Annotated in this window: 25 protein-coding genes, 1 pseudogene and 1 riboswitch; of the genes and pseudogenes, 17 read left to right on the forward strand and 9 right to left on the reverse strand. The window is 72.7% G+C overall.

Features of this window, described 5'->3' with window-relative positions:
• Positions 1 to 145 precede the first annotated feature (145 nt).
• Positions 146 to 439, reverse strand: a complete 294-nt coding sequence (locus ACFYMP_RS05325) for a hypothetical protein (RefSeq protein ID WP_388850762.1) — start codon at positions 437 to 439, stop codon at positions 146 to 148.
• Between ACFYMP_RS05325 and ACFYMP_RS05330 the strand changes: the two genes are divergently transcribed.
• Positions 344 to 553, forward strand: coding sequence for a hypothetical protein (locus tag ACFYMP_RS05330; RefSeq protein ID WP_388851043.1), 210 nt, complete (start codon positions 344 to 346; stop codon positions 551 to 553). The two genes, ACFYMP_RS05325 and ACFYMP_RS05330, sit on opposite strands and share 96 nt — an antisense overlap.
• A 113-nt stretch (positions 554 to 666) precedes the next feature.
• On the opposite strand, the pseudogene ACFYMP_RS05335 reads toward ACFYMP_RS05330, so the two are convergent.
• From ACFYMP_RS05335 to gcvT, 5 genes and pseudogenes are all read right to left on the reverse strand, one after another.
• Positions 667 to 1,031: pseudogene (locus ACFYMP_RS05335) on the reverse strand (IS5 family transposase); the annotation flags it as partial.
• Between the two features lie 19 nt (positions 1,032 to 1,050).
• On the reverse strand, positions 1,051 to 2,418 hold the full coding sequence (locus ACFYMP_RS05340; RefSeq protein ID WP_388850765.1) for an L-serine ammonia-lyase: 1,368 nt from the start codon (positions 2,416 to 2,418) through the stop codon (positions 1,051 to 1,053).
• Positions 2,419 to 2,609: 191 nt separating this feature from the next.
• Positions 2,610 to 3,878: a serine hydroxymethyltransferase gene (gene glyA, locus ACFYMP_RS05345; RefSeq protein ID WP_388850768.1), complete on the reverse strand. Its 1,269-nt coding sequence runs from the start codon at positions 3,876 to 3,878 to the stop codon at positions 2,610 to 2,612.
• Positions 3,879 to 3,903: 25 nt separating this feature from the next.
• Positions 3,904 to 4,287, reverse strand: coding sequence for a glycine cleavage system protein GcvH (gcvH, locus tag ACFYMP_RS05350; protein ID WP_388850771.1), 384 nt, complete (start codon positions 4,285 to 4,287; stop codon positions 3,904 to 3,906).
• 134 nt (positions 4,288 to 4,421) lie between these two features.
• On the reverse strand, positions 4,422 to 5,549 hold the full coding sequence (gene gcvT, locus ACFYMP_RS05355) for a glycine cleavage system aminomethyltransferase GcvT (RefSeq protein WP_388850774.1): 1,128 nt from the start codon (positions 5,547 to 5,549) through the stop codon (positions 4,422 to 4,424).
• Between the two features lie 148 nt (positions 5,550 to 5,697).
• A riboswitch (glycine riboswitch) is annotated at positions 5,698 to 5,802 on the reverse strand.
• Positions 5,803 to 6,163: 361 nt separating this feature from the next.
• Between gcvT and ACFYMP_RS05360 the strand changes: the two genes are divergently transcribed.
• The 11 genes from ACFYMP_RS05360 to ACFYMP_RS05410 all read left to right on the forward strand — a co-directional run bounded on the left by ACFYMP_RS05360 (position 6,164) and on the right by ACFYMP_RS05410 (position 18,391).
• Positions 6,164 to 6,868, forward strand: coding sequence for an AAA family ATPase (locus ACFYMP_RS05360; protein WP_388851034.1), 705 nt, complete (start codon positions 6,164 to 6,166; stop codon positions 6,866 to 6,868).
• A 153-nt stretch (positions 6,869 to 7,021) separates the two neighbouring features.
• Positions 7,022 to 7,798 (forward strand): enhanced serine sensitivity protein SseB, encoded by a 777-nt coding sequence (locus ACFYMP_RS05365; protein ID WP_388850778.1) that lies wholly within the window; start codon positions 7,022 to 7,024, stop codon positions 7,796 to 7,798.
• 201 nt (positions 7,799 to 7,999) lie between these two features.
• Positions 8,000 to 8,836: an enhanced serine sensitivity protein SseB C-terminal domain-containing protein gene (locus tag ACFYMP_RS05370; RefSeq protein WP_388850781.1), complete on the forward strand. Its 837-nt coding sequence runs from the start codon at positions 8,000 to 8,002 to the stop codon at positions 8,834 to 8,836.
• A 442-nt stretch (positions 8,837 to 9,278) separates the two neighbouring features.
• Entirely contained in the window at positions 9,279 to 10,280 is a 1,002-nt protein-coding gene (locus ACFYMP_RS05375) for an ABC transporter permease (protein ID WP_388850784.1), read from the forward strand.
• 61 nt (positions 10,281 to 10,341) lie between these two features.
• A complete protein-coding gene (locus ACFYMP_RS05380) occupies positions 10,342 to 12,129 on the forward strand; it encodes an ABC transporter substrate-binding protein (RefSeq protein WP_388850787.1) in 1,788 nt (595 codons plus the stop codon).
• 122 nt (positions 12,130 to 12,251) lie between these two features.
• Positions 12,252 to 13,250 carry an ABC transporter permease gene (locus ACFYMP_RS05385; RefSeq protein ID WP_388850790.1) on the forward strand — a complete coding sequence of 333 codons (999 nt, stop codon included), beginning with the start codon at positions 12,252 to 12,254 and terminating at the stop codon, positions 13,248 to 13,250.
• Positions 13,247 to 14,350 (forward strand): ABC transporter ATP-binding protein, encoded by a 1,104-nt coding sequence (locus ACFYMP_RS05390; RefSeq protein ID WP_388850792.1) that lies wholly within the window; start codon positions 13,247 to 13,249, stop codon positions 14,348 to 14,350. The genes ACFYMP_RS05385 and ACFYMP_RS05390 overlap by 4 nt, the downstream gene beginning before the upstream one ends.
• Before the next feature lie 14 nt (positions 14,351 to 14,364).
• Positions 14,365 to 15,780 (forward strand): dipeptide ABC transporter ATP-binding protein, encoded by a 1,416-nt coding sequence (locus ACFYMP_RS05395; RefSeq protein WP_388850795.1) that lies wholly within the window; start codon positions 14,365 to 14,367, stop codon positions 15,778 to 15,780.
• Between the two features lie 28 nt (positions 15,781 to 15,808).
• Positions 15,809 to 16,468 carry a trimeric intracellular cation channel family protein gene (locus ACFYMP_RS05400; RefSeq protein WP_388850798.1) on the forward strand — a complete coding sequence of 220 codons (660 nt, stop codon included), beginning with the start codon at positions 15,809 to 15,811 and terminating at the stop codon, positions 16,466 to 16,468.
• A gap of 57 nt (positions 16,469 to 16,525) precedes the next feature.
• Positions 16,526 to 17,380: a thioesterase family protein gene (locus ACFYMP_RS05405; protein WP_388850801.1), complete on the forward strand. Its 855-nt coding sequence runs from the start codon at positions 16,526 to 16,528 to the stop codon at positions 17,378 to 17,380.
• A 123-nt stretch (positions 17,381 to 17,503) separates the two neighbouring features.
• A complete protein-coding gene (locus ACFYMP_RS05410; RefSeq protein WP_388850804.1) occupies positions 17,504 to 18,391 on the forward strand; it encodes an SRPBCC family protein in 888 nt (295 codons plus the stop codon).
• 20 nt (positions 18,392 to 18,411) lie between these two features.
• On the opposite strand, the gene ACFYMP_RS05415 is transcribed toward ACFYMP_RS05410, so the two are convergent.
• On the reverse strand, positions 18,412 to 19,062 hold the full coding sequence (locus tag ACFYMP_RS05415) for a TetR family transcriptional regulator (RefSeq protein ID WP_388850806.1): 651 nt from the start codon (positions 19,060 to 19,062) through the stop codon (positions 18,412 to 18,414).
• A 132-nt stretch (positions 19,063 to 19,194) separates the two neighbouring features.
• Here ACFYMP_RS05415 and ACFYMP_RS05420 point away from each other — a divergent pair, with 132 nt between their 5' ends.
• The 3 genes from ACFYMP_RS05420 to ACFYMP_RS05430 all read left to right on the forward strand — a co-directional run bounded on the left by ACFYMP_RS05420 (position 19,195) and on the right by ACFYMP_RS05430 (position 20,916).
• Positions 19,195 to 19,347 carry a hypothetical protein gene (locus ACFYMP_RS05420; protein WP_388850809.1) on the forward strand — a complete coding sequence of 51 codons (153 nt, stop codon included), beginning with the start codon at positions 19,195 to 19,197 and terminating at the stop codon, positions 19,345 to 19,347.
• Between the two features lie 28 nt (positions 19,348 to 19,375).
• A complete protein-coding gene (locus tag ACFYMP_RS05425; protein ID WP_388850812.1) occupies positions 19,376 to 19,666 on the forward strand; it encodes a DUF4190 domain-containing protein in 291 nt (96 codons plus the stop codon).
• A gap of 86 nt (positions 19,667 to 19,752) precedes the next feature.
• Positions 19,753 to 20,916: a cysteine desulfurase family protein gene (locus tag ACFYMP_RS05430; RefSeq protein WP_388850820.1), complete on the forward strand. Its 1,164-nt coding sequence runs from the start codon at positions 19,753 to 19,755 to the stop codon at positions 20,914 to 20,916.
• Between the two features lie 165 nt (positions 20,917 to 21,081).
• Here the strand turns inward: ACFYMP_RS05430 and ACFYMP_RS05435 are convergent, their stop codons facing one another.
• The gene (locus tag ACFYMP_RS05435) at positions 21,082 to 21,945 is read right to left on the reverse strand and encodes a hypothetical protein (RefSeq protein WP_388850823.1); all 864 of its coding nucleotides are present in this window, start codon (positions 21,943 to 21,945) and stop codon (positions 21,082 to 21,084) included.
• Between the two features lie 60 nt (positions 21,946 to 22,005).
• Between ACFYMP_RS05435 and ACFYMP_RS05440 the strand changes: the two genes are divergently transcribed.
• Positions 22,006 to 22,488 carry a MarR family winged helix-turn-helix transcriptional regulator gene (locus ACFYMP_RS05440; RefSeq protein ID WP_388850826.1) on the forward strand — a complete coding sequence of 161 codons (483 nt, stop codon included), beginning with the start codon at positions 22,006 to 22,008 and terminating at the stop codon, positions 22,486 to 22,488.
• Between the two features lie 278 nt (positions 22,489 to 22,766).
• On the opposite strand, the gene ACFYMP_RS05445 is transcribed toward ACFYMP_RS05440, so the two are convergent.
• Positions 22,767 to 23,468 carry an N-acetylmuramoyl-L-alanine amidase gene (locus ACFYMP_RS05445; protein WP_388850829.1) on the reverse strand — a complete coding sequence of 234 codons (702 nt, stop codon included), beginning with the start codon at positions 23,466 to 23,468 and terminating at the stop codon, positions 22,767 to 22,769.
• A gap of 61 nt (positions 23,469 to 23,529) precedes the next feature.
• On the opposite strand from ACFYMP_RS05445, the gene mnmA reads away from it, so the two are divergent.
• Positions 23,530 to 24,654 carry a tRNA 2-thiouridine(34) synthase MnmA gene (gene mnmA, locus ACFYMP_RS05450; RefSeq protein ID WP_388850832.1) on the forward strand — a complete coding sequence of 375 codons (1,125 nt, stop codon included), beginning with the start codon at positions 23,530 to 23,532 and terminating at the stop codon, positions 24,652 to 24,654.
• The last annotated feature ends 103 nt before the right edge of the window (positions 24,655 to 24,757 follow it).

Below are 24,757 nucleotides of genomic sequence, written 5' to 3' on the forward strand. Positions count from 1 at the left end.
CCGTGTCCGGGATCCGCGCGCCAGGCGTCCTCCAGCAGCGCAGACGCGCCGCGAAGCGCGCCGATCGCCTCGGCACCGACGTAGGCGGCCTCGGCCAGCCGCCGTGCGCGGTCGGTGTCCAGCGGGCTCAGGTCCGCGGCCCGGGTCAGCGCCGCGATCGCCGCCACGGCGTCGCCGCGGTCGAGAACGCGGCGCGCCGTCCGCTCAAGCAGGAGAGCCACCTCCTCGTCGGGCTGCACGCCCGTCGCTCCGGCCTGTCGTCCAGGACCTGTGCCAGGGCGTGGTGGGCCGCGCGCCGGCTGCTGCTGGTGGCCGTCTCGACGACGGCCGACAGGATCAGCGGGTGCCTGAACACCAGGCGGCGCGAGGACTCGTCCACCCGCACGAGCCCGTCCTGCTCGGCGGCATCGAGATCCCGCAGGTCCGTTTCGCCGTCCATTTCCCGCGCGGCCGTGGTCAGCACACCGAGGTCACCGGTGCCGTCCAGGGTGGCGAGCAGGAGAAGGGCGCGGGTCGCGGCGGGCAGGGACCGGACGCGGGAGCCGCTTGTTGAAGCAGCGTTCGACGACGTTGCGGGGCCGGGCCGGTAGGTCGTACGGCCGAGGTGGCGGAGTGTCTCGCCGCGTCGTCGGCGTCCGCTGATCTGGTCGGTTCGTTCGGGGACGGGCCCCCTTTTCGGGCCCCGGCGGCGTGCTGATGGGCCCGCACGATCGTCGAGTCGACGCACACGGTGGACCAGTCGACTTCGCCGATCGCATCGGAGCGCTGCTGGACGTGAGCCAGGAGCCGGTCCCAGGTCCCGTCCGCCGACCAGCGCCAAAACCGTTCGTCGACCGTCTTCCACGGCCCGTACCGTTCCGGCAGGTCCCGCCAGGCCGCGCCCGTGGACAGCTTCCACAGGGACCGTTGAGGACCTGCCGCCGGTCCCGCACCGGCCGCCCCATCCGAGGCGGAGCCGGCAATGGCCCGATCACTGCCCAGACCTGATCGGTTACTCCATGACGACGCACCAGGAACGGGCTGACCACCAACCGGCATCGCGGACACGCCCTAGCACTCGATGATGTTCACCGCCAGCCCGCCCCGCGCCGTCTCCTTGTACTTGACGGACATGTCGGCGCCCGTCTCGCGCATCGTCTTGATGACCTTGTCGAGGGAGACCAGATGGTTGCCGTCGCCGCGCAGGGCCATGCGGGCCGCGGTGACCGCCTTGGCGGCGGCCATGCCGTTGCGCTCGATGCAGGGGATCTGGACGAGGCCGCCCACCGGGTCGCAGGTCAGGCCCAGGTTGTGCTCCATGCCGATCTCGGCCGCGTTCTCGACCTGCTCCGGGGTGCCGCCCAGGACCTCGGCGAGGGCGCCCGCGGCCATCGAGCAGGCCGAGCCGACCTCGCCCTGGCAGCCGACCTCGGCGCCCGAGATCGAGGCGTTCTCCTTGAACAGCATCCCGACCGCCCCGGCCGAGAGGAGGAAACGCACGACGCCCTCCTCGTCGGCGCCGGGCACGAAGTTCATGTAGTAGTGCAGGACCGCCGGGATGATGCCGGCCGCGCCGTTGGTCGGGGCCGTCACGACCCGGCCGCCCGCCGCGTTCTCCTCGTTCACGGCCATCGCGTACAGCGTGATCCACTCCATCGCGCGCGGCAGCGGCTCGCCCTCGGCGCGCAGCTGGCGGGCCGAGGAGGCCGCGCGGCGGCGCACCTTCAGGCCGCCCGGCAGGATGCCCTCCTGGCTCATGCCGCGCGCCACGCAGTCCTTCATGACCCGCCAGATCTCCAGCAGGCCCGCCCGGATCTCGTCCTCCGTGCGCCAGGCCTTCTCGTTCTCCAGCATCAGCGCGGGGATGGACAGACCGGTGTCCTTCGCGAGGCGCAGCAGTTCGTCGCCGGTGCGGAAGGGGTACTTCAGCACCGTGTCGTCGAGCTTGATGCGGTCCTCGCCGACCGCGTCCTCGTCCACCACGAAGCCGCCGCCCACCGAGTAGTACGTCTTCTCCAGCAGGAGGGCGCCCTCGGCGTCGCGGGCGAACATCCGCATGCCGTTCGCGTGGTACGGCAGCGTCTCGCGCCGGTGCAGCACGAGGTCCTCGTCGTAGGAGAAGGGGATCTCGTGCGCGCCCAGCAGCGAGATCCGGCCGCTCTCACGGATCGCGGCGACCCGCTCGTCGGCGTGCTCGACGTCGACGGTGCGCGGGGACTCGCCCTCCAGGCCGAGCAGCACCGCCTTCGGGGTGCCGTGGCCGTGGCCGGTGGCGCCCAGTGAGCCGAACAGCTCCGCGCGCACCGAGGCGGTCGGCACGAGCAGGCCCTCGTTCTTGAGCCGGCGCGCGAACATCCGCGCCGCCCGCATCGGGCCCACCGTGTGCGAACTGGAGGGACCGATGCCGACGGAGAACAGGTCGAAGACCGAGATGGCCACGTAACACTCCTCACGGGCGGACGCCGTTGTCCACCGGGACGGGTTGAGCGGGAGGGGGGAAGAGGGGGGCGTCGGCGCCCGGAACACGGCGGGGCGTCCCGTCCACCGTTTCCAGTGTGCGCGACGCCCCGCGTGAAACCGTCCTCACCGGGATGTGCCCGGCGTCACGGCCGGGCGGTGAGGGGAGGCCGTTACTTCGACAGGCCCGGGTACAGCGGGTACTTCTCGGTCAGCGCCGTGACCCGCGCCCGCAGCGCCGCCGCGTCGTACGAGGGCTTGAGCGCCTGGGCGATGACGTCGGCGACCTCCGCGAAGTCCGCCGCCCCGAACCCCCGCGTGGCGAGCGCCGGGGTACCGATGCGCAGGCCCGAGGTGACCATCGGGGGCCGCGGGTCGTTCGGGACCGCGTTGCGGTTCACGGTGATGCCGACCTCGTGCAGACGGTCCTCCGCCTGCTGGCCGTCCAGCTCCGAGTCGCGCAGGTCCACCAGGACCAGATGCACGTCGGTACCGCCGGACAGGACGGAGACGCCGTGCTCGGTGACGTCCGCCGCGACCAGGCGCTCGGCCAGGACGCGGGCGCCGTCCAGGGTGCGCTGCTGGCGCTCCTTGAAGTCCTCGGAGGCGGCGACCTTGAAGGCCACCGCCTTGCCCGCGATCACGTGCTCCAGCGGGCCGCCCTGCTGGCCGGGGAAGACCGCCGAGTTGATCTTCTTGGCGAGTTCGGCGGTGGACAGGATGACGCCGCCGCGCGGCCCGCCCAGGGTCTTGTGCGTCGTCGTGGTGACGACGTGCGCGTGCGGTACGGGGGAGGGGTGCAGACCCGCCGCGACCAGGCCCGCGAAGTGCGCCATGTCGACCATGAGGTACGCGCCGACCTCGTCCGCGACGCGGCGGAAGGCGGCGAAGTCGAGCTGGCGCGGGTAGGCCGACCAGCCCGCCACGATCAGCTTCGGCTGCGCCTCCTTGGCCAGGCGCGCGACCTCGTCCATGTCGACCTGCCCGGTCCGCTCGTCCACGTGGTAGGCGACCACGTTGTAGAGCTTCCCGGAGAAGTTGATCTTCATCCCGTGGGTCAGGTGCCCGCCGTGCGCCAGGTTCAGGCCCATGATCGTGTCGCCCGGCTTGAGCAGCGCGAACATGGCGGCCGCGTTGGCCTGGGCGCCCGAGTGCGGCTGCACGTTGGCGTGCTCGGCGCCGAACAGCGCCTTGACCCGGTCGATCGCGATCTGCTCGACGACGTCGACGTGCTCGCAGCCACCGTAGTAGCGGCGGCCCGGGTAGCCCTCCGCGTACTTGTTGGTGAGTACCGAGCCCTGCGCCTCCATGACGGCGACCGGGGCGAAGTTCTCCGAGGCGATCATCTCCAGCGTCGACTGCTGACGGTGCAGCTCGGCGTCGACGGCGGCCGCCACGTCGGGGTCGAGTTCGTGGAGCGGGGTGTTGAGGAGCGAAGACAAGAGAATCAGTCCCTGGGGTCGGTCGTCAGTCGTCGGAGCCGGAGAAGGCCGCGTACTCCTCGGCGGACAGCAGGTCCTCCGGTTCGCCGGTGACGCGGACCTTGAACAGCCAGCCGTCCTCGAACGGAGCGGAGTTCACGAGGGAGGGGTCGCTCACCACGTCCTCGTTGATCTCGGTGATCTCGCCGCTGACCGGGGCGTACAGGTCGCTGACGGACTTCGTGGACTCCAGCTCTCCGCAGGTCTCGCCCGCGGTGACGGTGGAGCCGATCTCGGGGAGCTGGGCGTAGACGACGTCGCCGAGCGCGTTGGCCGCGTACTCGGTGATGCCGACCGTCGAGACGCCGTCCTCGGCGCCCGACAGCCACTCGTGCTCCTTGCTGTAACGCAGCTGCTGGGGGTTGCTCATGACCTGAATTCTCCTGTACGCGGGGCTGTGCTGGGAAACGGCGGTGGGCGGGGGGCCGGGGCGGGGATCGCCCGGCCCCACCGGGCGGGGGCCGTCGGGCCCGGCCGCCCTCGTGCGCGGGGGCCGCGGAAGAACTACTTCCGGCGCTTGTAGAAGGGCAGCGCCACGACCTCGTACGGTTCGTGGCTGCCCCGGATGTCGACGCCCACGCCCGGCGTACCGGGGGCGGCGTGCGCCGCGTCCACGTAGGCCATCGCGATCGGCTTGCCGACCGTGGGGGAGGGGGCGCCCGAGGTGACCTCGCCGATCACCTCGCCGCCCGCGACGACCGCGTAGCCCGCGCGCGGCACCCGGCGGCCCTCGGCCACCAGGCCGACCAGCTTGCGCGGCGGCCTCGCGCCCGCCTTCTCCGAGGCCGCAGCCAGCGCGTCCCGGCCCACGAAACGGCCGTCGTTCGCGGTCTTGTCGAACTTCACGACCCGGCCCAGACCCGCGTCGAACGGGGTGAGCGAGGCGGTCAGCTCGTGCCCGTACAGCGGCATGCCCGCCTCCAGGCGCAGGGTGTCCCGGCAGGCCAGACCGCAGGGCACGAGGCCCTCGCCGGCCCCGGCCGCGAGCAGCGCCTTCCACAGCCTCGGGGCCTGGGCGGGGGACACGAACAGCTCGAAGCCGTCCTCACCGGTGTAGCCGGTACGGGCGATCATCGCCTCGACGCCGGCCACGGTGCCCGGCAGGCCCGCGTAGTACTTCAGTCCGTCCAGGTCGGCGTCGGTCACCGAGGCGAGGATCCTGGGGGAGGCGGGGCCCTGGACCGCGAGCAGCGCGTACGCCTCGCGGTCGTCGCGGACCTCGGTGTCGAAGCCCTCGCTCCGGCGGTTCAGCTCGTCCAGCACCGTCTGCGCGTTCGAGGCGTTGGCCACGACCAGATAGCGGCTCTCGGCCGGCCGGTAGACGATCAAATCGTCCAGGATGCCGCCGTCCTCGGCGCAGATCATCGTGTAGCGGGCCCGCCCGACACCGATCGAGCCCATGTTGCCGACCAGCGCGTGATCCAGGAAGGGGGCGGCCTCCCGGCCGCTCACCGTGAACTCGCCCATGTGGGACAGATCGAAGAGACCGGCGCGCTCGCGCACCGCCGTGTGCTCCTCGCGCTCACTGCCGTACCGCAGCGGCATGTCCCAGCCGGCGAAATCGGTCATGGTCGCGCCGAGCGCGCGGTGCGTGGCGTCCAGGGCGGTCTTGCGGGGCGAAGTGTCGCTCATACGGGATGCTCCCAGGGGGCGTGACGGCGAGGTGGACCCTCCCCATCTGTCATCGGTACCTGAGAGGTTCGTCATGACCGCCGCGCGTGCGGGGCCCGACTTGCACCGTGGGTGGAGCCGGGAGCACCGGCTCGCTTTTCAGATGTGCCTCGCCCGCGCGGTATCTGGGGCCTGAGAGATTCAAGGGAGGAACTTGCTCCTTCGGCGCCCCGGAGATCACTGCGGACTCCCGGGACTCTCCCGCGCGGATTCAAGCGGCCGGTATGAGGTTGTGGATCGGCGCCATCATCGCACGCGCCCCTCCGGCGCAGAAGGGCCGGTCCGCACCGGCTCATGAGGCCGCCCCCGTTTTCCCGCCGCCCCCGCCGGGGCACTATCAGGAACAGGCCGCATTACCTCCTCTTTACAGTCGGGGGAGGAGCGACGGCTCAACGGGGAGGCGGACCGGGGTGGGCAGGACCAGCGCGTACGACGCGGACGCGACACGCGACGCGGCACACGACACGGGCGAGGGCGCGGGTGGCGCGGAGGGCGGGCCCCGGCCCGGCCCGCTGGCGCCGGCGGGGCTCGGTCCGCCGCGCGGACCCTCGGGACCGGCCGCCCCCCGGCGCGGCCTGCCCGTGCGGCCGGGCCGCGCCACCGGCCGCACCCGCCCCGCCGCCCCGCCGTTCCCGCCGCCGGTCCGTGACCTGCGCGGGCTCGCCGGCGGGGGGCCGCGCACGCTCGGCTTCGCCGCCGGGGATCTGGTCGTCGTCTCCGGACTGCCCGGCAGCGGGAAGTCCACACTGCTCGACCGGGTCGCGCGCACCGGGCGGGGCACGGTCGTCCTCGACTCCCAGGAGGCACGGGAGCGCTGGGAGCGGCGACTGCCGCGCCTGCCGTACGCGCTCTTGCGGCCCCTGGTCCGGCTCTCCCACTACGCCGCTCTGCACCGTGCCCTGCGCTCGGGCGCGAGCCTGGTCCTCCACGACTGCGGGACCCAGCGCTGGGTGCGGCACTGGATCGCCGCCGAGGCCCGCGCGCGCGGCGCCGGGATGCACCTGTTACTGCTCGACGTCCACCCGGCCCTCGCGCTCGCCGGGCAGCGCACCCGGGGCCGCGCGGTCAGCCGGTACGCCTTCCGCCGCCACCGCGCCACCCTCGGCCGGCTCCTTCGCGGGGCCCTGGCCGGGGACCTGCCGCGCGGCTGCGCCTCCGTCGTACTGCTCGACCGGCCCGCCGCCGACGCCCTGCGCCGGCTCGACTTCCCGGCGCCGGCCCCGCCCCGCCCCCGCGCCGCCGGGGAGCGCGCTCCGCGTACGCCAGACGGCGGAGGGTGAGGTTCCGTCCGCGCGCCGTGCGCGCCGGGCCCGGCGCGTTAAAGTTCGCCCGGCGGTCCGCGGGTGAGGGGCGGGCGACCACCGGCAGGAGCAAGGCAGACGGAACGCGCGGGTGAGCCACCCGCGCGCGAGCAGGCACAGGTGGGGAAGAGGATGAACGTCCCGGCGCAGGCCGAGGCCCATACCCAGTCGTACGGCGGCTGGCCGGGCAACGCACTGGAGGAGGTGCTCGCCGCCTCCGTCGGCGTGCCCACGGCGGGCGCGCGGATCGTGGAGGCGCTGGGCCGCAGCCCGGTATGGGTGCCGCTGCCCAAGGGGGGCGGCCCCGACAGCGCCGCGCTCGACGTGCCGACGGTGGAACTCGGCGGACAGGCGTACGTCCCCGTCTTCTCCTCCCAGGAACAGTTCCTCCAGGTGACCGGCGGCACCCTGTCCTTCACCGTGGCCCCCGCAGTCGAGTTCGCCCGCGGGCTGCCCGCGCAGCTCGGCCTGGTCCTCAACCCCGACGGGGCGGTCACCGTGCCGCTGCCGCCGCCCGCCGTCGCCGAACTGTGCCGCAGCGGACGCACCCCGCTGGACGGGGCCGGCACCGGCGGCCGGGTCCGGCTCTACGAACCGGACTGGCAGGTCGACCCCGTCGACTTCCTGGCCGCGGCGGCCGAGGAGTTCCGCGCCACCGGCGTCGTGCGCAGCGCCCGCCGCTGCCTGGCCGAGGTCGAGGACCAGGCGCCCGCGCTGTTCGTCGGCGTCGAACTGGCCGCCTGGGAGGGCGCCGCGGGCGAACTGCCGCTGGACGCCCTCGGCCGCGCCCTCGGCCGGGTCCCGGTGCGCTGGCCGGTCAACCTGATCCTGCTCGACGTCGCCCAGGACCCGGTGGCCGAGTGGCTGCGCGCCCGCGTCCGTCCCTTCCACCTCGCCGAGGCCGGATGACGGGGGCGGCGGAAAGGACGGACCCCGGACCAAGGCGGCCTCCCGCATTCCCGGCGCTGCGCGTCAAGTCCGTGCCGACCCCGCCGCTTAAGCTGGTTTGATGGGCCGGTCGGCGCGTGCGCCGGACGCGCGGGCCGCGGCCCCCGTGATCCGCCGGGCCGGTGCGGGGGCGGTCGAGTCGTGACGAAGGGGCGGTCAAGGGTGAGTGCGTCGGGCACGGCTGCGGCCAGCGGGGACAGCCCCGGTCGAGCGCGGTCGAGACCTGGGGAAACGGTCGAGCACATGCTGCGGCAGGTGACTCCCGGGCGCTACGACGCCTACGAGGCCCTGCTGCACACCCTCGTCACGGGCCGCGTGCACATGCTGCTGTGGCACGGCGAGGCCGGCGCCCCCGACGCCCAGTACGGACACATGGAGGTCGAGGGACACGGCTACGCGCCCTGCGTGACCTCCCCCCAGGAGCTCGCCGCGAGCGGCTGGACCCGGGCCCACGAGTCCTTCACCGGGCTCGACGTGGCGCGCGCCCTCTACCCCCACCACCACGGCCTGTGGCTCAACCCGCACGCCCCCGGCGGTGGCCTCGGCATCCCGTGGCCCGATCTGCGGCGCCTCGCGCGCGGCCTGGACACCGAGCCCGCCGGGCCGCTGCGGCTGAGCGAGCCCGCGATCGAACTGCCCCAGTTCTACGCGCTGCTGACCCAGATCGCGCACCGCACCCCGGCCGTGCGCTCGCTGCGCCGGGCCTGGGTCCAGCCCGCGCTCGGCGCGCCCTACCTGGCCATCGGCCTGGACGTGTACGACACCGCCCCACCGGCCGTCGAGTCGGTGCGCGCCATGATGGGCCAGGCCGTCGGCGTCGTGCCCGAGGGGCTGCCCGTCTCCACGGTCGCCCTCGCCGACCCGCACGACCCCGTGGCGCTGTGGCTGCGGGCCCGCTCCCGTCCCTTCTACGACCGCGAGGCGCACGCCGCCCCCGCCGCCCCGGCCTCCGGGTACGGCTACCCGCCGCCGTACGGAGCCGGGCCCGCCCCCTACTGAGGGCGGGCCGAAACTGAGGGCGGGCCGAAGGGGTCTCCACCCCAGGCGGCGCTCCCAAGGCGCCCTCTCCGCGCCCCCGTTAGATGCATCTAGCAGCAACTTGTCCAGCATGCGGACGAGTTGTGCGGGCCCCCGCCCCTTACCGTGACGACTGGGCGGCTATGTCGGACATGGTGCACGGAATCCCTTGGGTTCCCGTGATGGCGCACCTTTAGTCTCAACTGTCCTATGTCCGCAGTGCGTTGGCCGGACTCCGGATAACGGACTCGGGATTTATGCATCACGGTTACGCATCCATTGACCGCCAGGTCTGGTCCACGGGCTGGTGCGCCATGAAGACTCCCGGATCAGGGAGCTTCCGCTCCTGTGTACGACGGATCGTCTGCCGCCACCGCGGCAAGTGTGGGCCGGTTACCGCCGGTTGAGAGGGGTCGCTGGCACGATGACGGCACCACTGCATGAGCCTGCCGCCCCGGTGGCGCCTTCGGCGGAGGCTCTGAAGGCCGGAATGCCGAAGGCCAAGGTGCAGGGGCGTTCACTCGGGCGAATCGCCTGGGAGCGCCTCAAGCGCGACAAGCTCGCCCTGGGCGGCGGCATAGTCGTCCTGTTCCTGATCCTGGTCGCGATCCTGGCCCCGGTCATCGCGAACCTGGCGGGACAGGACCCCAACGCCTACAACGAGAAGCTGATCGACCCGCTGTTCTCCACGCCCACCGGCTCGCTGGGCGGTATCAGCGGGGAACACTGGCTGGGTGTCGAACCGGTCAACGGCCGCGACATCTTCGCCCGCATCGTCTACGGCGCCCGGATCTCCCTGCTGGTCGGGTTCCTCTCCGCCTTCGTCGCCGTCGTCCTCGGCGTCCTGCTCGGCGTTCTCGCCGGCTACTTCGGCGGCTGGCTCGACGCGATCATCAGCCGCGTGATGGACATGCTGCTGTCCTTCCCGCAGCTCCTCTTCATCATCGCGCTGGTCTCGGTGATGCCGAACTCGATGCTGGGACTCAACGGCACCAGCGTCCGCGTGTTCGTGATGATCCTGGTGATCGGCTTCTTCGGCTGGCCCAACGTCGGCCGCGTGGTGCGCGCGCAGACCCTGAGCCTGCGCGAACGCGAGTACGTCGAGGCCGCCCGCAGCCTGGGCGCCGGTCAGCGGCACATCATCTTCAAGGAGCTCATGCCCAATCTGGTGGCGCCGATCATCGTGTACACGACGATGATGATCCCCACCAACATCCTCAACGAGGCCGCCCTGAGCTTCCTCGGCGTCGGTGTGAAGCCGCCGTCCTCCTCGTGGGGACAGATGCTGTCCAGTGCCCTGAGCTACTACGAGTCCGATCCCATGTACATGGTGATCCCGGGCCTGGCCATCTTCGTCACCGTCCTCTCCTTCAATCTCCTCGGCGACGGCGTACGGGACGCGCTCGACCCCCGGGGCTCCCGTTAACTGCCGTACTCAAAGGCCCGTGAGCACACGGGTCCGTTATCTACACGGAGGAACCGAGATCGTGAGAACCCACACCTCAGGGCGGCGCAAGCAGGCCCTCGCGGCCGCTGCCGTGGTCGCTGCCCTGCTTTCCACGGCGGCGTGCGGCGGGGGCGACGGCGACAGCAAGGACTCGAAGGGCGGCGGCGGCAAGGCGCACGCGGCCGGCTTCGACGCGGGCAACAACAAGGTGGCCAACGCCTCCAGCAAGAAGGGTGGCACGCTCAAGTACGCCACCGTCCAGGACGCCGACTCCTGGGACACCACGCGCGGTTACTACGGCGTGGTGTGGAACTTCATGCGCTACTACAGCCGCCAGCTCGTCACCAACAAGGCCGAGCCGGGCAAGGCGGGCGCCACGGTCACCCCCGACCTCGCCACCAGCAAGGCCAAGATCTCGGACGACGGCCTGACCTACACGTACACCCTGCGCGACGGGATCACGTGGGAGGACGGCAAGCCGATCACCTCCGAGGACGTCAAGTACGGCATCGAGCGCCAGTGGGCCCAGGACGTGCTGTCCGGCGGCCCCGTCTACCTGAAGAACGTCCTGGACCCGAAGAGCAAGTACAAGGGCCCCTACAAGGACACCTCCAAGGAGGGCCTGAAGGCCATCCAGACGCCGGACGAGAAGACGATCGTCTTCAAGCTCCCGAAGAAGAACAGTGACTTCGAGGAGATGCTCGCGCTCACCTCGGCGTCCCCGGTGCGCAAGGACAAGGACACCAAGTCCAAGTACGGCCTGCACCCCTTCTCCTCGGGCCCGTACAAGTTCGCGAAGTACTCGCCGGGCAAGAGCCTGGAGCTGGTGCGCAACACCAACTGGAAGCAGTCCTCGGACCCGGTCCGCAAGGCGCTCCCGGACAAGATCACGGTGACGTACTTCACCAACCCGGACGACATGGACAACCGTCTCCTCAACGGTGAGTACGACCTCGACTTCTCGCAGACGGGTCTCTCCCCGCAGGGCCGTATCAAGGCCCTCAAGGAGCACAAGGACAACCTGGACAACCCCGTCTCGGGCTACATCCGCTACGCGACCTTCCCGCAGAGCGTGAAGCCCTTCGACAACATCCACTGCCGCAAGGCCGCGATCTACGGCGCCGACCACAAGTCGCTGCAGACCGCGCGTGGTGGCCCGCAGGCCGGCGGTGACATCGGCACCAACATGCTGCCGCCGTCCGTGCCCGGCTCCGAGGGCCAGTCCTACGACCCGTACGGCTCCGCCAAGAACGACGGCGCGCCGAACACCGCCAAGGCCAAGGAAGAGCTCAAGGCCTGCGGCAAGCCGAACGGCTTCAAGACCACCATCGCGGTGCGCAGCAACAAGCCCGTCGAGGTCGCGACCGCCGAGTCCCTCCAGGCCTCGCTGAAGAAGGTCGGCATCATCGCCGACATCGACAAGTACGACGGCTCGCAGATCGCCGGCATCATCGGCAACCCGAAGGTCGTCAAGCAGAAGGGCTACGGCGTCGTCATCATGGGCTGGGGCCCCGACTTCCCGTCGGTGCAGGGCTACGGCCAGCCGCTCTGGGACTCGCGCTTCACGCTCAGCAACGGCAACAACAACTACGCCCTGATCGACGACAAGAAGATCGACGGCGCCTTCGACGAGTTCACCACCGAGCTGGACGCGACGAAGAAGGAAGAGATCGCCAAGTCGATCAACCATCAGGTGATGGAGGGCGGCTACTACCTGCCCTTCGTCTTCGAGAAGTTCATCAACTTCCGTTCCTCCAGGCTGACCAACGTCTACACGACCGACGGCTACTCGGGCACGTACGACTTCGTCAACCTCGGCGTGAAGTAACCACCACCGTCGGCACACCCGCCGTACTGCACGAAAGGCAGGTGAAGGCCACGACGGCGTAGTCGCGGGCCACCGGGGACGAACTCCCCGGTGGCCCGCGGCCCGCGGCCGGGCCGGAAGCAGTGCTCGCATACCTCATCAGGCGGCTCATGGCCGTCGTCGTGATGCTGGTGGTCATCATGCTGGTGGTCTTCTGCATCTTCTTCCTCATCCCGAAGTGGGCCGGGGTCGATCCCGCCACGATGTACGTGGGCAAGCAGTCCGACTCCGCCGCCCTGGAGGGGATCCGGCAGAAACTCCAGCTGGACCAGCCGATCTTCGTCCAGCTCTGGGAGTTCTTCAAGGGCATCTTCGTCGGCCGGACCTACTCCTCCGGCGGCGACGTCACCCACTGCTCGATCCCCTGCTTCGGCTACTCCTTCCGCAGCGAGCAGGCCATCTGGCCGGTCCTGACCGACCGGCTGCCGGTGACCGTCTCCCTCGCGGTCGGCGCGGCCGTCCTGTGGGTCCTCCTCGGTGTCGCGGCCGGTGTCCTCTCCGCGCTCAAGCGCGGCAGCGTCTGGGACCGCGGCGCGATGCTCGTCGCCCTCTCCGGCGTCTCCCTGCCGATCTACTTCACCGGCATGATCGTCATGGCGATCTTCGACTTCGGACTCGGCTGGATCCACAGCGAGTACGTCCCCATCGGGGAGAGCGTCACCGGCTGGTTCGAGGGGCTGCTCCTGCCCTGGTTCACCCTCGCCTTCCTCTACGCGGCGATGTACGCGCGCATCACCCGGGCCACCATGCTCGACGTGATGGGCGAGGACTACATACGCACCGCGCGGGCGAAGGGCCTCAAGGAGACCAAGGTCATCGGCAAGCACGCGATGCGCTCCACGATGACCCCCATCCTGACCATGCTCGGCATGGACCTCGGCGCCATGATCGGCGGCGCGATCCTGACCGAGACGACCTACAGCCTCCCCGGCCTCGGCCAGGCCGTGCTCAAGGCGATCCAAGAGCGCGACCTCCCGGTGATCCTGGGCGTCGTCCTCATCACCTCGCTCGCCGTGATCATCGCCAACCTCGTCGTGGACGTGCTGTACGCCGTGATCGACCCCCGAGTGAGGCTCGCATGACAGAGCTCAGCAAGACCGGAGCCGCAGTCGGCGAGACCGTCGCGGCCGGCTCCGAGCCGCCCAAGGCGTTCCTGGAGGTCCGCGACCTCAAGGTGCACTTCCCCACCGACGACGGGCTCGTCAAGTCCGTCGACGGGCTCAGCTTCTCGCTGGAGAAGGGCAAGACGCTCGGTATCGTCGGCGAGTCCGGCTCGGGCAAGTCCGTCACCTCGCTCGGCATCATGGGCCTGCACACGGCCGGCCAGTACGGCCGCCGCAAGGCCCAGCTGTCCGGTGAGATCTGGCTCGACGGCGAGGAACTGCTCTCCGCCCCGCAGGACCGGGTGCGCGCCCTGCGCGGCCGCGAGATGGCGATGATCTTCCAGGACCCGCTGTCCGCCCTGCACCCGTACTACACCATCGGCAAGCAGATCATCGAGGCGTACCGCATCCACCATCAGGTGGACAAGAAGACGGCGCGCAAGCGGGCGATCGAGATGCTCGACCGGGTCGGCATCCCGCAGCCCGACAAGCGCGTCGACTCCTACGCCCACGAGTTCTCCGGCGGGATGCGCCAGCGCGCGATGATCGCCATGGCGCTCGTCAACAACCCCGAACTGCTCATCGCCGACGAGCCGACCACCGCGCTCGACGTGACCGTGCAGGCGCAGATCCTCGACCTGATCCGCGACCTCCAGAAGGAGTTCGGCTCGGCGGTCATCATCATCACGCACGACCTCGGCGTGGTCGCCGAACTGTCCGACGACATCCTCGTGATGTACGGCGGGCGCTGCGTGGAGCGCGGACCGGTCGAGAAGGTCTTCTACGAGCCGCGCCACCCCTACACCTGGGGCCTGCTCGGCTCGATGCCGCGCATCGACCGCGAGGAGACCGACCGGCTCATCCCGGTCAAGGGCTCCCCGCCCTCGCTGATCAACATCCCCGACGGCTGTGCCTTCAACCCGCGCTGCCCGTACGCCGACATCCCCAAGGACAACGTGACCCGCACCGTGCGGCCCGAGCTGGCCCAGGCCGGCGGCCAGGGACACTGGGCGGCCTGCCACATGACGCAGGAGCAGCGGGAGCGGATCTGGACCGAAGAGATTGCGCCCAAGCTGTGAGCGAGGACCAGGACGTGACGATTCCCGCGCAGAGCAAGGGAAGTGAGCGGGCCCCGGGCGAGACCCTGCTGAAGGTGGAGGGGCTCCAGAAGCACTTCCCCATCAAGAAGGGCGTCTTCCAGCGCCAGGTCGGTGCCGTCAAGGCCGTCGACGGCCTCTCCTTCGACGTGCGCCAGGGGGAGACCCTCGGCGTGGTCGGCGAGTCCGGCTGCGGCAAGTCGACGATGGGCCGTCTCATCACCCGGCTGCTCGAACCCACCGGGGGCAGCGTCGAGTTCGAGGGACGGGACATCACCCACCTCTCCACCTCGGCGATGCGCTCCATGCGGCGCGACGTGCAGATGATCTTCCAGGACCCGTACTCCTCGCTGAACCCCCGGCACACCATCGGCACGATCGTGGGCGCGCCCTTCCGCCTCCAGGGCGTCAGGCCCGAGGGCGGGGTCAAGGCCGAGGTCCAGGGCCTGCTGGAGCGGGTCGGGCTCAACCCCGAGCACTACAACCGCTATCCGCACGAGTTCTCCGGCGGCCAGCGCCAGCGCATCGGCATCGCCCGCGCGCTCGCGCTCAAGCCGAAGCTGGTCGTCGCCGACGAGCCGGTCTCCGCGCTGGACGTGTCGATCCAGGCCCAGGTCGTCAACCTGCTGGACGACCTCCAGCAGGAGCTCGGCCTCACCTACGTGATCATCGCGCACGACCTCTCGGTCATCCGGCACGTCTCGGACCGGATCGCGGTGATGTACCTCGGCAAGATCGTGGAGCTGGCCGACCGCAAGTCGCTCTACGGCACGCCCATGCACCCGTACACGACGGCGCTCATGTCCGCCGTGCCGGTGCCGGACCCGCGTACCCGGGGCAACCGCAAGCGCCGGCTGCTCACGGGCGACGTGCCCTCGCCCATCGCCCCGCCCTCCGGCTGCCGCTTCCACACCCGGTGCTGGAAGGCGACGCTCTCCTGCACCACGGTGGAACCGCCGCTCGTCGAGCTGCGCACCGGGCAACTGGTGGCCTGCCACCACCCGGAGAACGGCACCGACCTCCTCCCGGACGACCCGGCGCTCCCGGAGCCCGTCGAGACCATCACGGTCTCGGCCGGGGACCCGGCGAACGCGCAGGTGCCGGTCGCGGAGACGGCCACCGCACAGCCGGTCGCGGCCGCCACCCCCGAGAAGCCGGTCGCGAAGAGCGAGCCGGTCGCCGGGACGGAGCCGAAGCCGGAGGAGAAGGCCGGCACCGGTTCCGGTACGGAAGGCGAGGCCGCGGGCACGGCGGACCCCGAAGCCACGACGGAAGCCGCGGGCAAGGCGGAAGCCGCGGGCAAGGCGGAAGCCGCGGGCAAGGCGGAAGCCGCGGGCACGGCGGAGGCCGAAGCCGCGCCGGACGCCGAGGCCGGCCCGGAGGGCCCCGGCGGCGAGGCGGGCCGGAAGTGACGCGGGGACCACCCGGCACAATGACCGGGTGGTCCTCGATCTCTTCTCCCCGACCGTCCAGCACACGCTCGACCTCATCGGCATCTTCGTCTTCGCGATCTCCGGCGCGCTGCTCGCCGTACGCAAGAACTTCGACGTGTTCGGCATCGCGGTGCTCGCCGAGGCCACGGCGCTGGGCGGCGGGATCTTCCGGGACATCGTCATCGGCGCGACCCCGCCCGCCGCGTTCACCGACCTCGGCTACTTCTCGATGCCCCTGGTCGCCGCGGTGCTGGTCTTCTTCCTGCACCCACAGGTCGAGCGGATCAACGGCGCGGTCAATGTCTTCGACGCCGCCGGGCTCGGGCTGTTCTGCGTGACCGGCACCACCAAGGCGTACGGCTACGGGCTCGGCCTGACCTCGTCCGTGGCGCTCGGCCTGGCCACCGCCGTGGGCGGCGGGGTGATCCGCGACGTCATCGCCAACGAGGTGCCCTCCCTGGTGCGCTGGGACCGCGACCTGTACGCCGTGCCCGCCCTCGCGGGCGCCTCGATGGTCGCGGTGTGCCTCCACCTGGACGCGCTCAACGCCCTCACCAGCGGGATCGCGGCCGTCGCGACCTTCCTCCTGCGGCTGCTCGCCCTGCGCTACCACTGGCGCGCGCCCCGCGCCTGGAACCGCAGGACCTCGACGGTCGAGGTCGAGTGATGCCCCGGCCCCCAGAGAAAGCTACCGCTCAGTAGCAAGCTGTTGTACCGTTCCCCCATGGCACAGGCAATCGCACCGGCGACCGTGGGCGACAGCGAGTTCGACCGCGACACCGCCGTCACCCTCCGCGCTCCCGGCGTCTACGACGCCCGGCTCTCGGCCGGGTGGACGATCATCAACGCGGTGAACGGCGGCTACCTCCTGGCCCTCGTGGGCCGCGCCCTCGCGGACGCCCTGCCGCACTCCGACCCCTTCTCGGTCACCGCGCACTACCTGACCGCCTCGCAGCCGGGACCGGCCGTGATCCGCACCGAGACGGTACGCACCGGCCGCACCCTCTCGACCGGGCAGGCGTCCCTGTTCCAGTACGCCGAGGACGGCAGCGAGGTGGAGCGGCTGCGGGTGCTCGCCTCGTACGGCGATCTCGGCTCGCTCACGGACGAGGTCCGCACGAGCGCGCGGCCGCCCGAGCTCCCCCCGGTCGAGCAGTGCCTGGGCGCCGACGACGCCCCCGGCCCGAGCGTCATCCCCGGCTCGAACGCGATCACCGGCCGCCTCATGCTCAAGATGGACCCGGCGACGCTCGGCTGGGCCCTCGGCGCCCCGTCCGGCAAGGGCGAGGTGCGCGCGTGGTTCGGCCTGTCCGACGGCCGCGACGCCGACCCGCTGTCCCTCCTGCTCGCCGTCGACGCGCTGCCGCCCACCGCCTTCGACCTCGGCGTCAAGGGCTGGGTGCCGACCGTGGAACTCACCGTCCACGTGCGCTGCCGCCCCGCCCCCGGCCCGCTGCGCGTACAGATCGCCACCCGCAACCTGGCCGGCGGCTTCCTGGAGGAGGACGCCGAGGTCTGGGACAGCGCCGGTCGCCTGGTGGCGCAGTCCCGGCAGCTCGCCCGCGTACCCGGGCGCTGAGCCGCCGGGCCCGCCCCGCCCGGCACCCGGGGCGCCGGACGGCCGCCGCCCGCCGCGCGCCCGCCCCGCCGCTCTCGTACGGTGGCCGGAAAGCCGCCAGCGACTGTGCCGGGGAGCCCCGTCATGCAGCCCAACGCCGACACGCTCACCTTCACCGAGGACGGGCGGACCGCCCTGCGCATGCAGCGCCGCCTCCCGCATCCGCCCGAGCGGATCTGGGAGGCGCTCACCCGCCCGGAGCTGACGGCGCGCTGGATGCCGGTGGAGGTGCGCCTCGACCCGAGCCCGGGAGCGCGGGCCGCCTTCCGCTTCACGGACGGCGGGCACCCCCCGGCGCGGGGAACGGTCCTGGAGGCGGAGGAGCCGTGGGTGCTCGCCTACACCTGGGGGAGCGACCGGCTGCACTGGTCGGTACGGCCCGACCGGGCGGCCGGGGCCGGGGGCCCCGGAGCCAGTCTGCTGACCCTCGTGCACACCTTCGACGACCACTACGGGGCGGCGAGCTTCGCCTCCGGCTGGCACGTGTGCCTGACCGCCCTCGCCCAACTGCTCGACGGGGAGGAGCCGGACGGCGCCGGTGACCGTGACGGGGCGCTGCACGAGGCGTACGTCGAGCTGTTCGACCTCGTGGCCTCCACGGTCGAGGAGGAACCGGCGGGCGTCACCGTCCGCTTCGAGCGCCAGCTCGTGCGCCCCGTCGAGATGGTCTGGGCCTACCTCACGCGCGGCACCGACCCGCTGCCCGGACAGGAGGCGCCCTCCGGGTTCACCGCGATCGGCTCCCCGGCCGGCCCGATCACCGCACTCGACCCGCCCCGGCTGCTCGAATACGCCTGGAGCCCGCTCGGCCGGGTCCGCTGGCGGCTCACCGAGGGCACCGGGCACGGCGCCCGGCTCGTCCTGACCCGCTCGGGCCCCGCCGTCGACGAACCGGCCGTCACCGCCGTCCAGGCGGCCTGGTACCAGCGCATCGGGGAACTCGCGGGCCAGTTGCTCGACCTGCCGCGCTGAGCGCGGGCGGCGTCCCCCTTTCAGGTCGTGGACGGGCCCTCGTCCAGCCAGTGCAGCCGCCCCAGCGCGATGATCCGCGACTGGCGGCGGGCCCGCGCCACGACGGCCTCCTGATCGCCCGGCGCCGCCTCCAGCAGGGTCGAGGCCGTCATCAGCAGATGGTCGACGTACAGCTCGGCGAGCGTCAGCACGTCGTCCTCGCTCCACCCCGCCGACTGCGGCTGCGCGCCCAGACCGGCCGCCACCTCCCGCGCGAACCGGCCCAGTTCGCGGCCTATCGCCTCGCGCACCGCCCGCACCCCGCCGTGCCGCTCGCGCGCCACGAAGCGCACGTGGTCGGGGTGCGCGCGCACGTGCTCCGCGATCAGCCCGACCGCCCCGGACAGCCGGGCCTCGCTGCCGCCCTCCGCCGCGAGCAGCGCGCGCACGACCCCGTGCAGACTGCCGAGCGCCTCGTCGACGAGGGCCACGCCCAGATCCGGGATGTCGCGGAAGTGCCGGTAGAAGGCGGTCGGGGCGACCCCGGCGACCCGGGTCACCTCGCGCAGGCCCAGGCTGCTCAGGCTCTGCTCGGTGAGCAGACCCAGCGCGGCGTCCAGCAGGGACCGCCGGGTACGGAGTTTCCGCGCGGCCCGGACGCCGACGGGTGCGGATGCGTCGGTGTGATCCATGCCATGCAGTCAACAACCGTTCGCCCAGAATTTCCACGCCCGGGGATGTGTAGACTGGTCGGTCAGTGAACACTCGTAACCATAAGCGTTCACCGAAGGGCCCGGAACCGTCCGGGCCACCTGGAGGCAACGATGCTCATTCTCGTAGCGGCACTCCTCGTCCTCGGCACAGCGCTCGGCACCGTCGCCCACGCGCCCGTCCCGGTCTCCCTGGTCGCCGCCCTCGTCATCGGCTGCTGGCTGCTGGTCTTCGCGGTCCGGGAACGGCACCGCGGCAGCCACTGACCGCCCGACCGACAGGAGGTCGTTTTCCATGGAACTGACCGCTCCTCCCACCGAACCCGCCACCGACGGCCGCAGGACCGGTCTGCGGGACACCGACGGCATGGCCGTCGCCTCGTTCGTCCTCGGGCTCCTCGGCCTGCTGGTGATGAACATCCTGCTCGGGCCCGCCGCCGTCCTGCTCGCCTCGATCGCCCTGCGACGCGGCACCCGGCGGCGCGGCCGGGCCCTTCTCGGCCTCGGTCTCGGCCTTGCCGACCTGCTCGTCTTCGCGGCCCTCGCCGCCGCCGACGGCACGGCCTCGTGGAGCTTCGCGGGCTGATCCCGCCCCCGGCGGACATCCCGCCCGCCCGGACGCGGGGCACCGCGGCGCCCGCGGCCCGGCGCGGCTCGTAGAATCGACTCACCATGGCCTACCTCGACCACGCCGCGACCACTCCGATGCTCCCGGAGGCCGTCGAGGCGATGACAGCCCAGTTCGCCACCGTCGGCAACGCCTCCTCGCTGCACTCCTCGGGGCGGCGCGCGCGCCGTACGGTGGAGGAGGCCAGGGAGAGCCTCGCGGAGGCGCTCGGCGCCCGCCCCAGCGAGGTCGTCTTCACCTCCGGCGGCACCGAGGCCGACAACCTCGCCGTGAAGGGCCTGTACTGGTCCCGCCGCGCCGGGGACCCGCGCCGGGTGCGCGTCCTGTGCAGCCCCGTCGAGCACCACGCCGTGCTGGACGCGGTGGACTGGCTCGGCACCCACGAGGGCGCCCGGGTCGAGTACCTCCCGGTCGACCCGTACGGCAGGGTCCACCCCGAGACGCTGCGCGAGGCCATCGCCCGCGACCCCCAGGACGTGGCGCTCGCCACCGTCATGTGGGCCAACAACGAGATCGGCACTCTCCAGCCGGTACGCCGACTCGCCGAGGTCGCCGCCGAGTTCGGTGTCCCCCTGCACGCCGACGCGGTGCAGGCCTTCGGCCAGGTGCCGCTCGACTTCGCCGCCTCGGGCCTGGCCGCCGCCACCGTCAGCGGACACAAGATCGGCGGGCCCTACGGGATCGGCGCGCTGCTCCTGGGCCGTTCCCACACCCCCGTCCCCGTGCTGCACGGAGGCGGTCAGGAGCGGCACGTGCGCTCCGGGACGCTCGACGTGCCCGCGATCGCCTCGTTCGCCGTGGCCGGTCGTCTGGCCGCCGAGCGGCGCGAGGAGTTCGCCCGCGAGATCGGCGCGCTGCGCGACCGCCTCGTGACGGCCGTGCTCGACGAGGTGCCCGACGCGGTCCTCGGCGGCGACCCGGCCGACCGGCTGCCCGCCAACGCGCACTTCGCCTTCCCCGGCTGCGAGGGCGACTCCCTGCTGCTGCTCCTCGACGCGCAGGGCATCGAGTGCTCCACCGGTTCCGCGTGCACCGCCGGGATCGCCCAGCCCAGCCACGTCCTGCTCGCGACCGGCGTCGACCCCGACCTCGCCCGCGGCACCCTGCGCTTCTCCCTGGGCCACACCACGACCGAGGACGACGTCGACGCGGTGGCCAAGGCGATCGGCCCGGCCGTGCGCCGGGCCAGGGCGGCCGGACTCAGCTGATCTCCCCGGGGCCGCTCGCCCGCGGCCCGGTCAGCCCTCCCGCACGAGGCGGAACGGGTGCCCGGCCGGGTTCGCGTACACCCGCCGGCCGCGTCCGCGCGGCCCCTCCTCCGCCGGGCAGGTGCGGGGCCGGGCCGTCCAGGACGGTGCACCGCGGTGGGCCGATCACGCGGCGATCGTCGAGGGCTCGGCCCGCCCCGGTGCCGGCCGCCCGGCCCGCGGCGTCCTCGTACGGCCCCGGCGCGCCGACCACGCGAGCAGCGCCGCCCCGGCCGCGGCCCACGCCAGCAGCGTCAGCAGCGGCCGGACCGTGCCGTGCCCGGAGAAGTACGCCTCGGCCCGGGTCAGGTCCACGAACTGCGCGAAGGGCAGGAAGGCGTTCAGGAAGCGGCCGGGGGCCGGCAGCATGTCGGCGTTGACCGTGCCGCCGGCCGTGGGCAGTCCCAGGATCAGCACGAAGGTCATCGACAGCGGCATGAAGTAGCGCTTGGCGAGCTGGGCGGCCGCCGTCGTGAGCCAGCCGACGGCCTGGGTGAGGACGAAGCCGTACAGCAGGAGCAGGGGGTGGCCGCCCGGCAGGACGTCCATCGCCGTCGCCAGTACGTACAGCACGAGCGAGCCGAAGGCGCCGGCTGCCGCGATGAGCGCCGCCTTGCGCCGTACCGGCCACGCGGCCACCTGGAGCAGCACGATCGAGGTGATCATGCCGACCAGGGCCAGCGGCAGCCCGTAGAAGAAGACCCCGGTGCCGCTCACGTCGCCCGGGGCGGCGGGCCGTACGTCCACCGGCCGCGCCGACAGCTCCCCGCCCACGGCCGCGCCCAGGTAGTCGGCGCGGGTGCCGCTCGCGGCGGAGGACACGAGGAGCCGGGCGTGCTCGCCCGGTACGTAGACGGCGGCGAGGTCGCCGCGGGCGACCAGCGCGCGGCCGTCCGCCGCGTCGGCCACCGGGCGCACCGAGAAGCCGTCCGGCCGCACCCCCTCCAGCGTGTGCGCCACCGCGCGCGCCTGACCGGGGCCGCCGGCCACGCGTGGCCACCGTAGGTCTCGCGACTTGACGTGTCAATTCAAGAAGGGGAGAGTGGCCTCATGAGCGAGCACGACGCCCCCGAACCACCCGCAGACGGCGGCACCGCCGACCGCGCCGGGCTCACCGCGGCGGAACAGGAACTCTGGCGCGCCTTCCTCGGCTGGAGCGAACAGGTCACCGCGGGCGTCGCGAAGGCGCTCGCCACGGCGGGTCTCTCGGTGCCCGAGTTCGAGATCCTGGCCCGACTGCACGCGGCCCCCGGGCGGCGCCTGGGCCAGCTCGACCTGGGCCTCGCCCTCGGCTGGTCCGCCTCCCGCCTGTCCCACCAGCTCAGCCGCATGGCCGCGCGCGACCTGCTCGACCGCGCGGAGGCCGGGACGGGGCGCGCGATGGACGTGGCCCTCACCGGGCACGGCGCGCAGGTCATCGGCTCGGCCCTCCAGGTGCACGCCCGTGCCGTGCGCGAGCGCTTCCTCGACCCGCTCGACGCGGAGAGCCGGCACACGCTGGGCCGGGTCTTCACGGGCCGGTCGCGGGACTGACCACCTCGTCGGTGCGGTGCGGTGCGGTGCGGTGCGGTGCGGTGCGGTGCGGTGCCGTGCGGTGCCGTGCGGTGCTCGGCCCGCGTGCGGCTGCGCGGGCCCGGAGCGGCCGGGGCGCTACGCCGCACACCGGGTGGGGCAGCGGCTGCGGGACGCCTTCGACGCCTCGCGCACCCCGGTCCTCACGGTGGGCGGCCCCGCGGGTCCGTGACCCCTGGCCGGGACGGCGCGCGGGAGGGCCGAGGACCCCTGCGCGAGGCCCGTCCCGGAGCGGGCCCCTACCCGCGCCGCGCCGCCGCCCGCGTCCCCTCCACCTCCGTACGGGCCTGCCGGACCAGGCGCATGTACCGGTCCCACGGCCAGTAGCGACCCGGGTCGGTGTGGTCGGCGCCCGGGACCTCGACGTGGCCGATGATGTGCTCGCGGTCGGGCGGGAAGCCGTAGCGCGCGCAGACCGAGGCGGCCAGCCTGGCCGAGGAGCGCAGCATCGCCTCGGGGAACTGCCCCGGCCGGTCCACCCAGCCCTCGTGCTCGATGCCGACGCTGCGCTCGTTGAACCGCCGGTTGCCCGCGTGGAAGGCCACGTCCAGCTCGCGGATGGTCTGCGCCACGTGTCCGTCCTCGCGGACGACGTAGTGCGCCGCCGCCCCGTGCGCCGGGTCCTGGAAGACCTTGAGCGCCACCGGGTAACTGCCCTGCACGACGTGGATGACTATGCGGTCCACCGGATAGTCGGCGGGGCGGTCCGCGCGCCGCCAGTTCGCCTCCGAGGCCGCGACCCACTGCGCGCCCGGCTGGTCGACGGCGCCCGCGACCCGCGGTCTCTCCACCCCGGGCGCACGCCACCACAGGTGCCGCAGCTCGTCCCACACGAGCACGCCGGAGCCCACGACGGCGGCGCCCGCCGCGCCGCCGAGCAGCAGGGCGCGTCTGCCGGGCCCCCGCCCGCCGCCCGCTCGCGGGCCGCCACCTGTGTCCATGTCCCGCACAACGGATACTCGGGGGCCCCGTGTTCCCCTCGACCCGTACTCTGGTGGGGCTATGACTGACACTTCCCGCCCCCTGAAGGTCCTCGCCGCCATGTCGGGCGGCGTGGACTCCGCCGTCGCCGCCGCCCGCGCGGCCGAGGCGGGGCACGACGTGACCGGAGTGCACCTCGCGCTCTCCGCCAACCCGCAGTCCTTCCGCACCGGCGCCCGGGGCTGCTGCACGATCGAGGACTCCCGCGACGCGCGCCGCGCCGCCGACGTCATCGGCATCCCCTTCTACGTGTGGGACCTCGCCGAACGCTTCCGCGAGGACGTCGTCGAGGACTTCGTCGCCGAGTACGAGGCCGGGCGCACGCCCAACCCCTGTCTGCGCTGCAACGAGAAGATCAAGTTCGCGGCCCTCCTCGACAAGGCCCTCGCCCTCGGCTTCGACGCGGTGTGCACCGGGCACTACGCGCAGGTCGTCACGCACGCCGACGGCGGCCGCGAACTGCACCGCGCCACCGACATGGCCAAGGACCAGTCCTACGTCCTCGGCGTGCTCGACGACCGGCAGCTCGCGCACGCGATGTTCCCGCTCGGCGACACCGAGACCACCAAGGACGAGATCCGCGCCGAGGCCGAACGCCGGGGCCTCGCCGTCGCCAAGAAGCCCGACAGCCACGACATCTGCTTCATCGCCGACGGCGACACGCAGGGCTTCCTCGCCCAGCGCCTCGGCACGGCCGAGGGCGACATCGTCGACGAGTCCGGCAACCGCCTCGGCGGCCACCAGGGCGCCTACGGCTTCACCATCGGCCAGCGCAAGGGCCTGCGCATCGGGCACCCGGCCGCCGACGGCAAGCCCCGCTACGTCCTGGACATCTCCCCGGTCGACAACACCGTGACCGTCGGACCGCGCGAGGCCCTCGACGTGACCGGCCTGACCGCCGTACGCCCCCGCTGGTGCGGGACGGCACCCACCGGGCCCGGCCGGTACACGGCGCAGCTGCGCGCCCACGGCGGCGAGACCGAGGTGGCCGCCGAACTCGTCGGCGGGGAGCTGCGGGTCTCCTTCGACGAGCCGGTGCGCGGGGTCGCCCCCGGACAGGCCGTCGTCCTCTACGACGGGACCCGCGTCGTCGGCTCCGCGACCATCGCGCGCACCGAACGCCGTACCCCGGCCGTCGCGGGCTGAGCCCACCGGCTCGCGCGGCCCCCCCCCCGCCCCGGGCGCCCCCCCCCCGGCCGCGGCCCGCCCCCCCCCCCCGGGGGGGGAAACACGAGTGCCCCAAGTTAGC

Origin of the sequence: Streptomyces sp. NPDC007088, assembly GCF_042869355.1 — a bacterium.
Taxonomy (GTDB): domain Bacteria; phylum Actinomycetota; class Actinomycetes; order Streptomycetales; family Streptomycetaceae; genus Streptomyces.

Excerpts from the sequence above, each read along its gene's own strand:
- ACFYMP_RS05325 (WP_388850762.1), bottom strand. The coding sequence starts at position 439 with ATGGACGGCGAAACGGACCTGCGGGATCTCGATGCCGCCGAGCAGGAC.
- gcvH (WP_388850771.1), bottom strand. The coding sequence starts at position 4,287 with ATGAGCAACCCCCAGCAGCTGCGTTACAGCAAGGAGCACGAGTGGCTG.
- gcvT (WP_388850774.1), bottom strand. The coding sequence starts at position 5,549 with ATGAGCGACACTTCGCCCCGCAAGACCGCCCTGGACGCCACGCACCGC.
- ACFYMP_RS05365 (WP_388850778.1), top strand. The coding sequence starts at position 7,022 with ATGAACGTCCCGGCGCAGGCCGAGGCCCATACCCAGTCGTACGGCGGC.
- ACFYMP_RS05375 (WP_388850784.1), top strand. The coding sequence starts at position 9,279 with ATGACGGCACCACTGCATGAGCCTGCCGCCCCGGTGGCGCCTTCGGCG.
- ACFYMP_RS05390 (WP_388850792.1), top strand. The coding sequence starts at position 13,247 with ATGACAGAGCTCAGCAAGACCGGAGCCGCAGTCGGCGAGACCGTCGCG.
- ACFYMP_RS05405 (WP_388850801.1), top strand. The coding sequence starts at position 16,526 with ATGGCACAGGCAATCGCACCGGCGACCGTGGGCGACAGCGAGTTCGAC.
- ACFYMP_RS05410 (WP_388850804.1), top strand. The coding sequence starts at position 17,504 with ATGCAGCCCAACGCCGACACGCTCACCTTCACCGAGGACGGGCGGACC.
- ACFYMP_RS05415 (WP_388850806.1), bottom strand. The coding sequence starts at position 19,062 with ATGGATCACACCGACGCATCCGCACCCGTCGGCGTCCGGGCCGCGCGG.
- ACFYMP_RS05420 (WP_388850809.1), top strand. The coding sequence starts at position 19,195 with ATGCTCATTCTCGTAGCGGCACTCCTCGTCCTCGGCACAGCGCTCGGC.
- ACFYMP_RS05425 (WP_388850812.1), top strand. The coding sequence starts at position 19,376 with ATGGAACTGACCGCTCCTCCCACCGAACCCGCCACCGACGGCCGCAGG.
- ACFYMP_RS05430 (WP_388850820.1), top strand. The coding sequence starts at position 19,753 with ATGGCCTACCTCGACCACGCCGCGACCACTCCGATGCTCCCGGAGGCC.
- ACFYMP_RS05440 (WP_388850826.1), top strand. The coding sequence starts at position 22,006 with ATGAGCGAGCACGACGCCCCCGAACCACCCGCAGACGGCGGCACCGCC.
- ACFYMP_RS05445 (WP_388850829.1), bottom strand. The coding sequence starts at position 23,468 with ATGGACACAGGTGGCGGCCCGCGAGCGGGCGGCGGGCGGGGGCCCGGC.
- mnmA (WP_388850832.1), top strand. The coding sequence starts at position 23,530 with ATGACTGACACTTCCCGCCCCCTGAAGGTCCTCGCCGCCATGTCGGGC.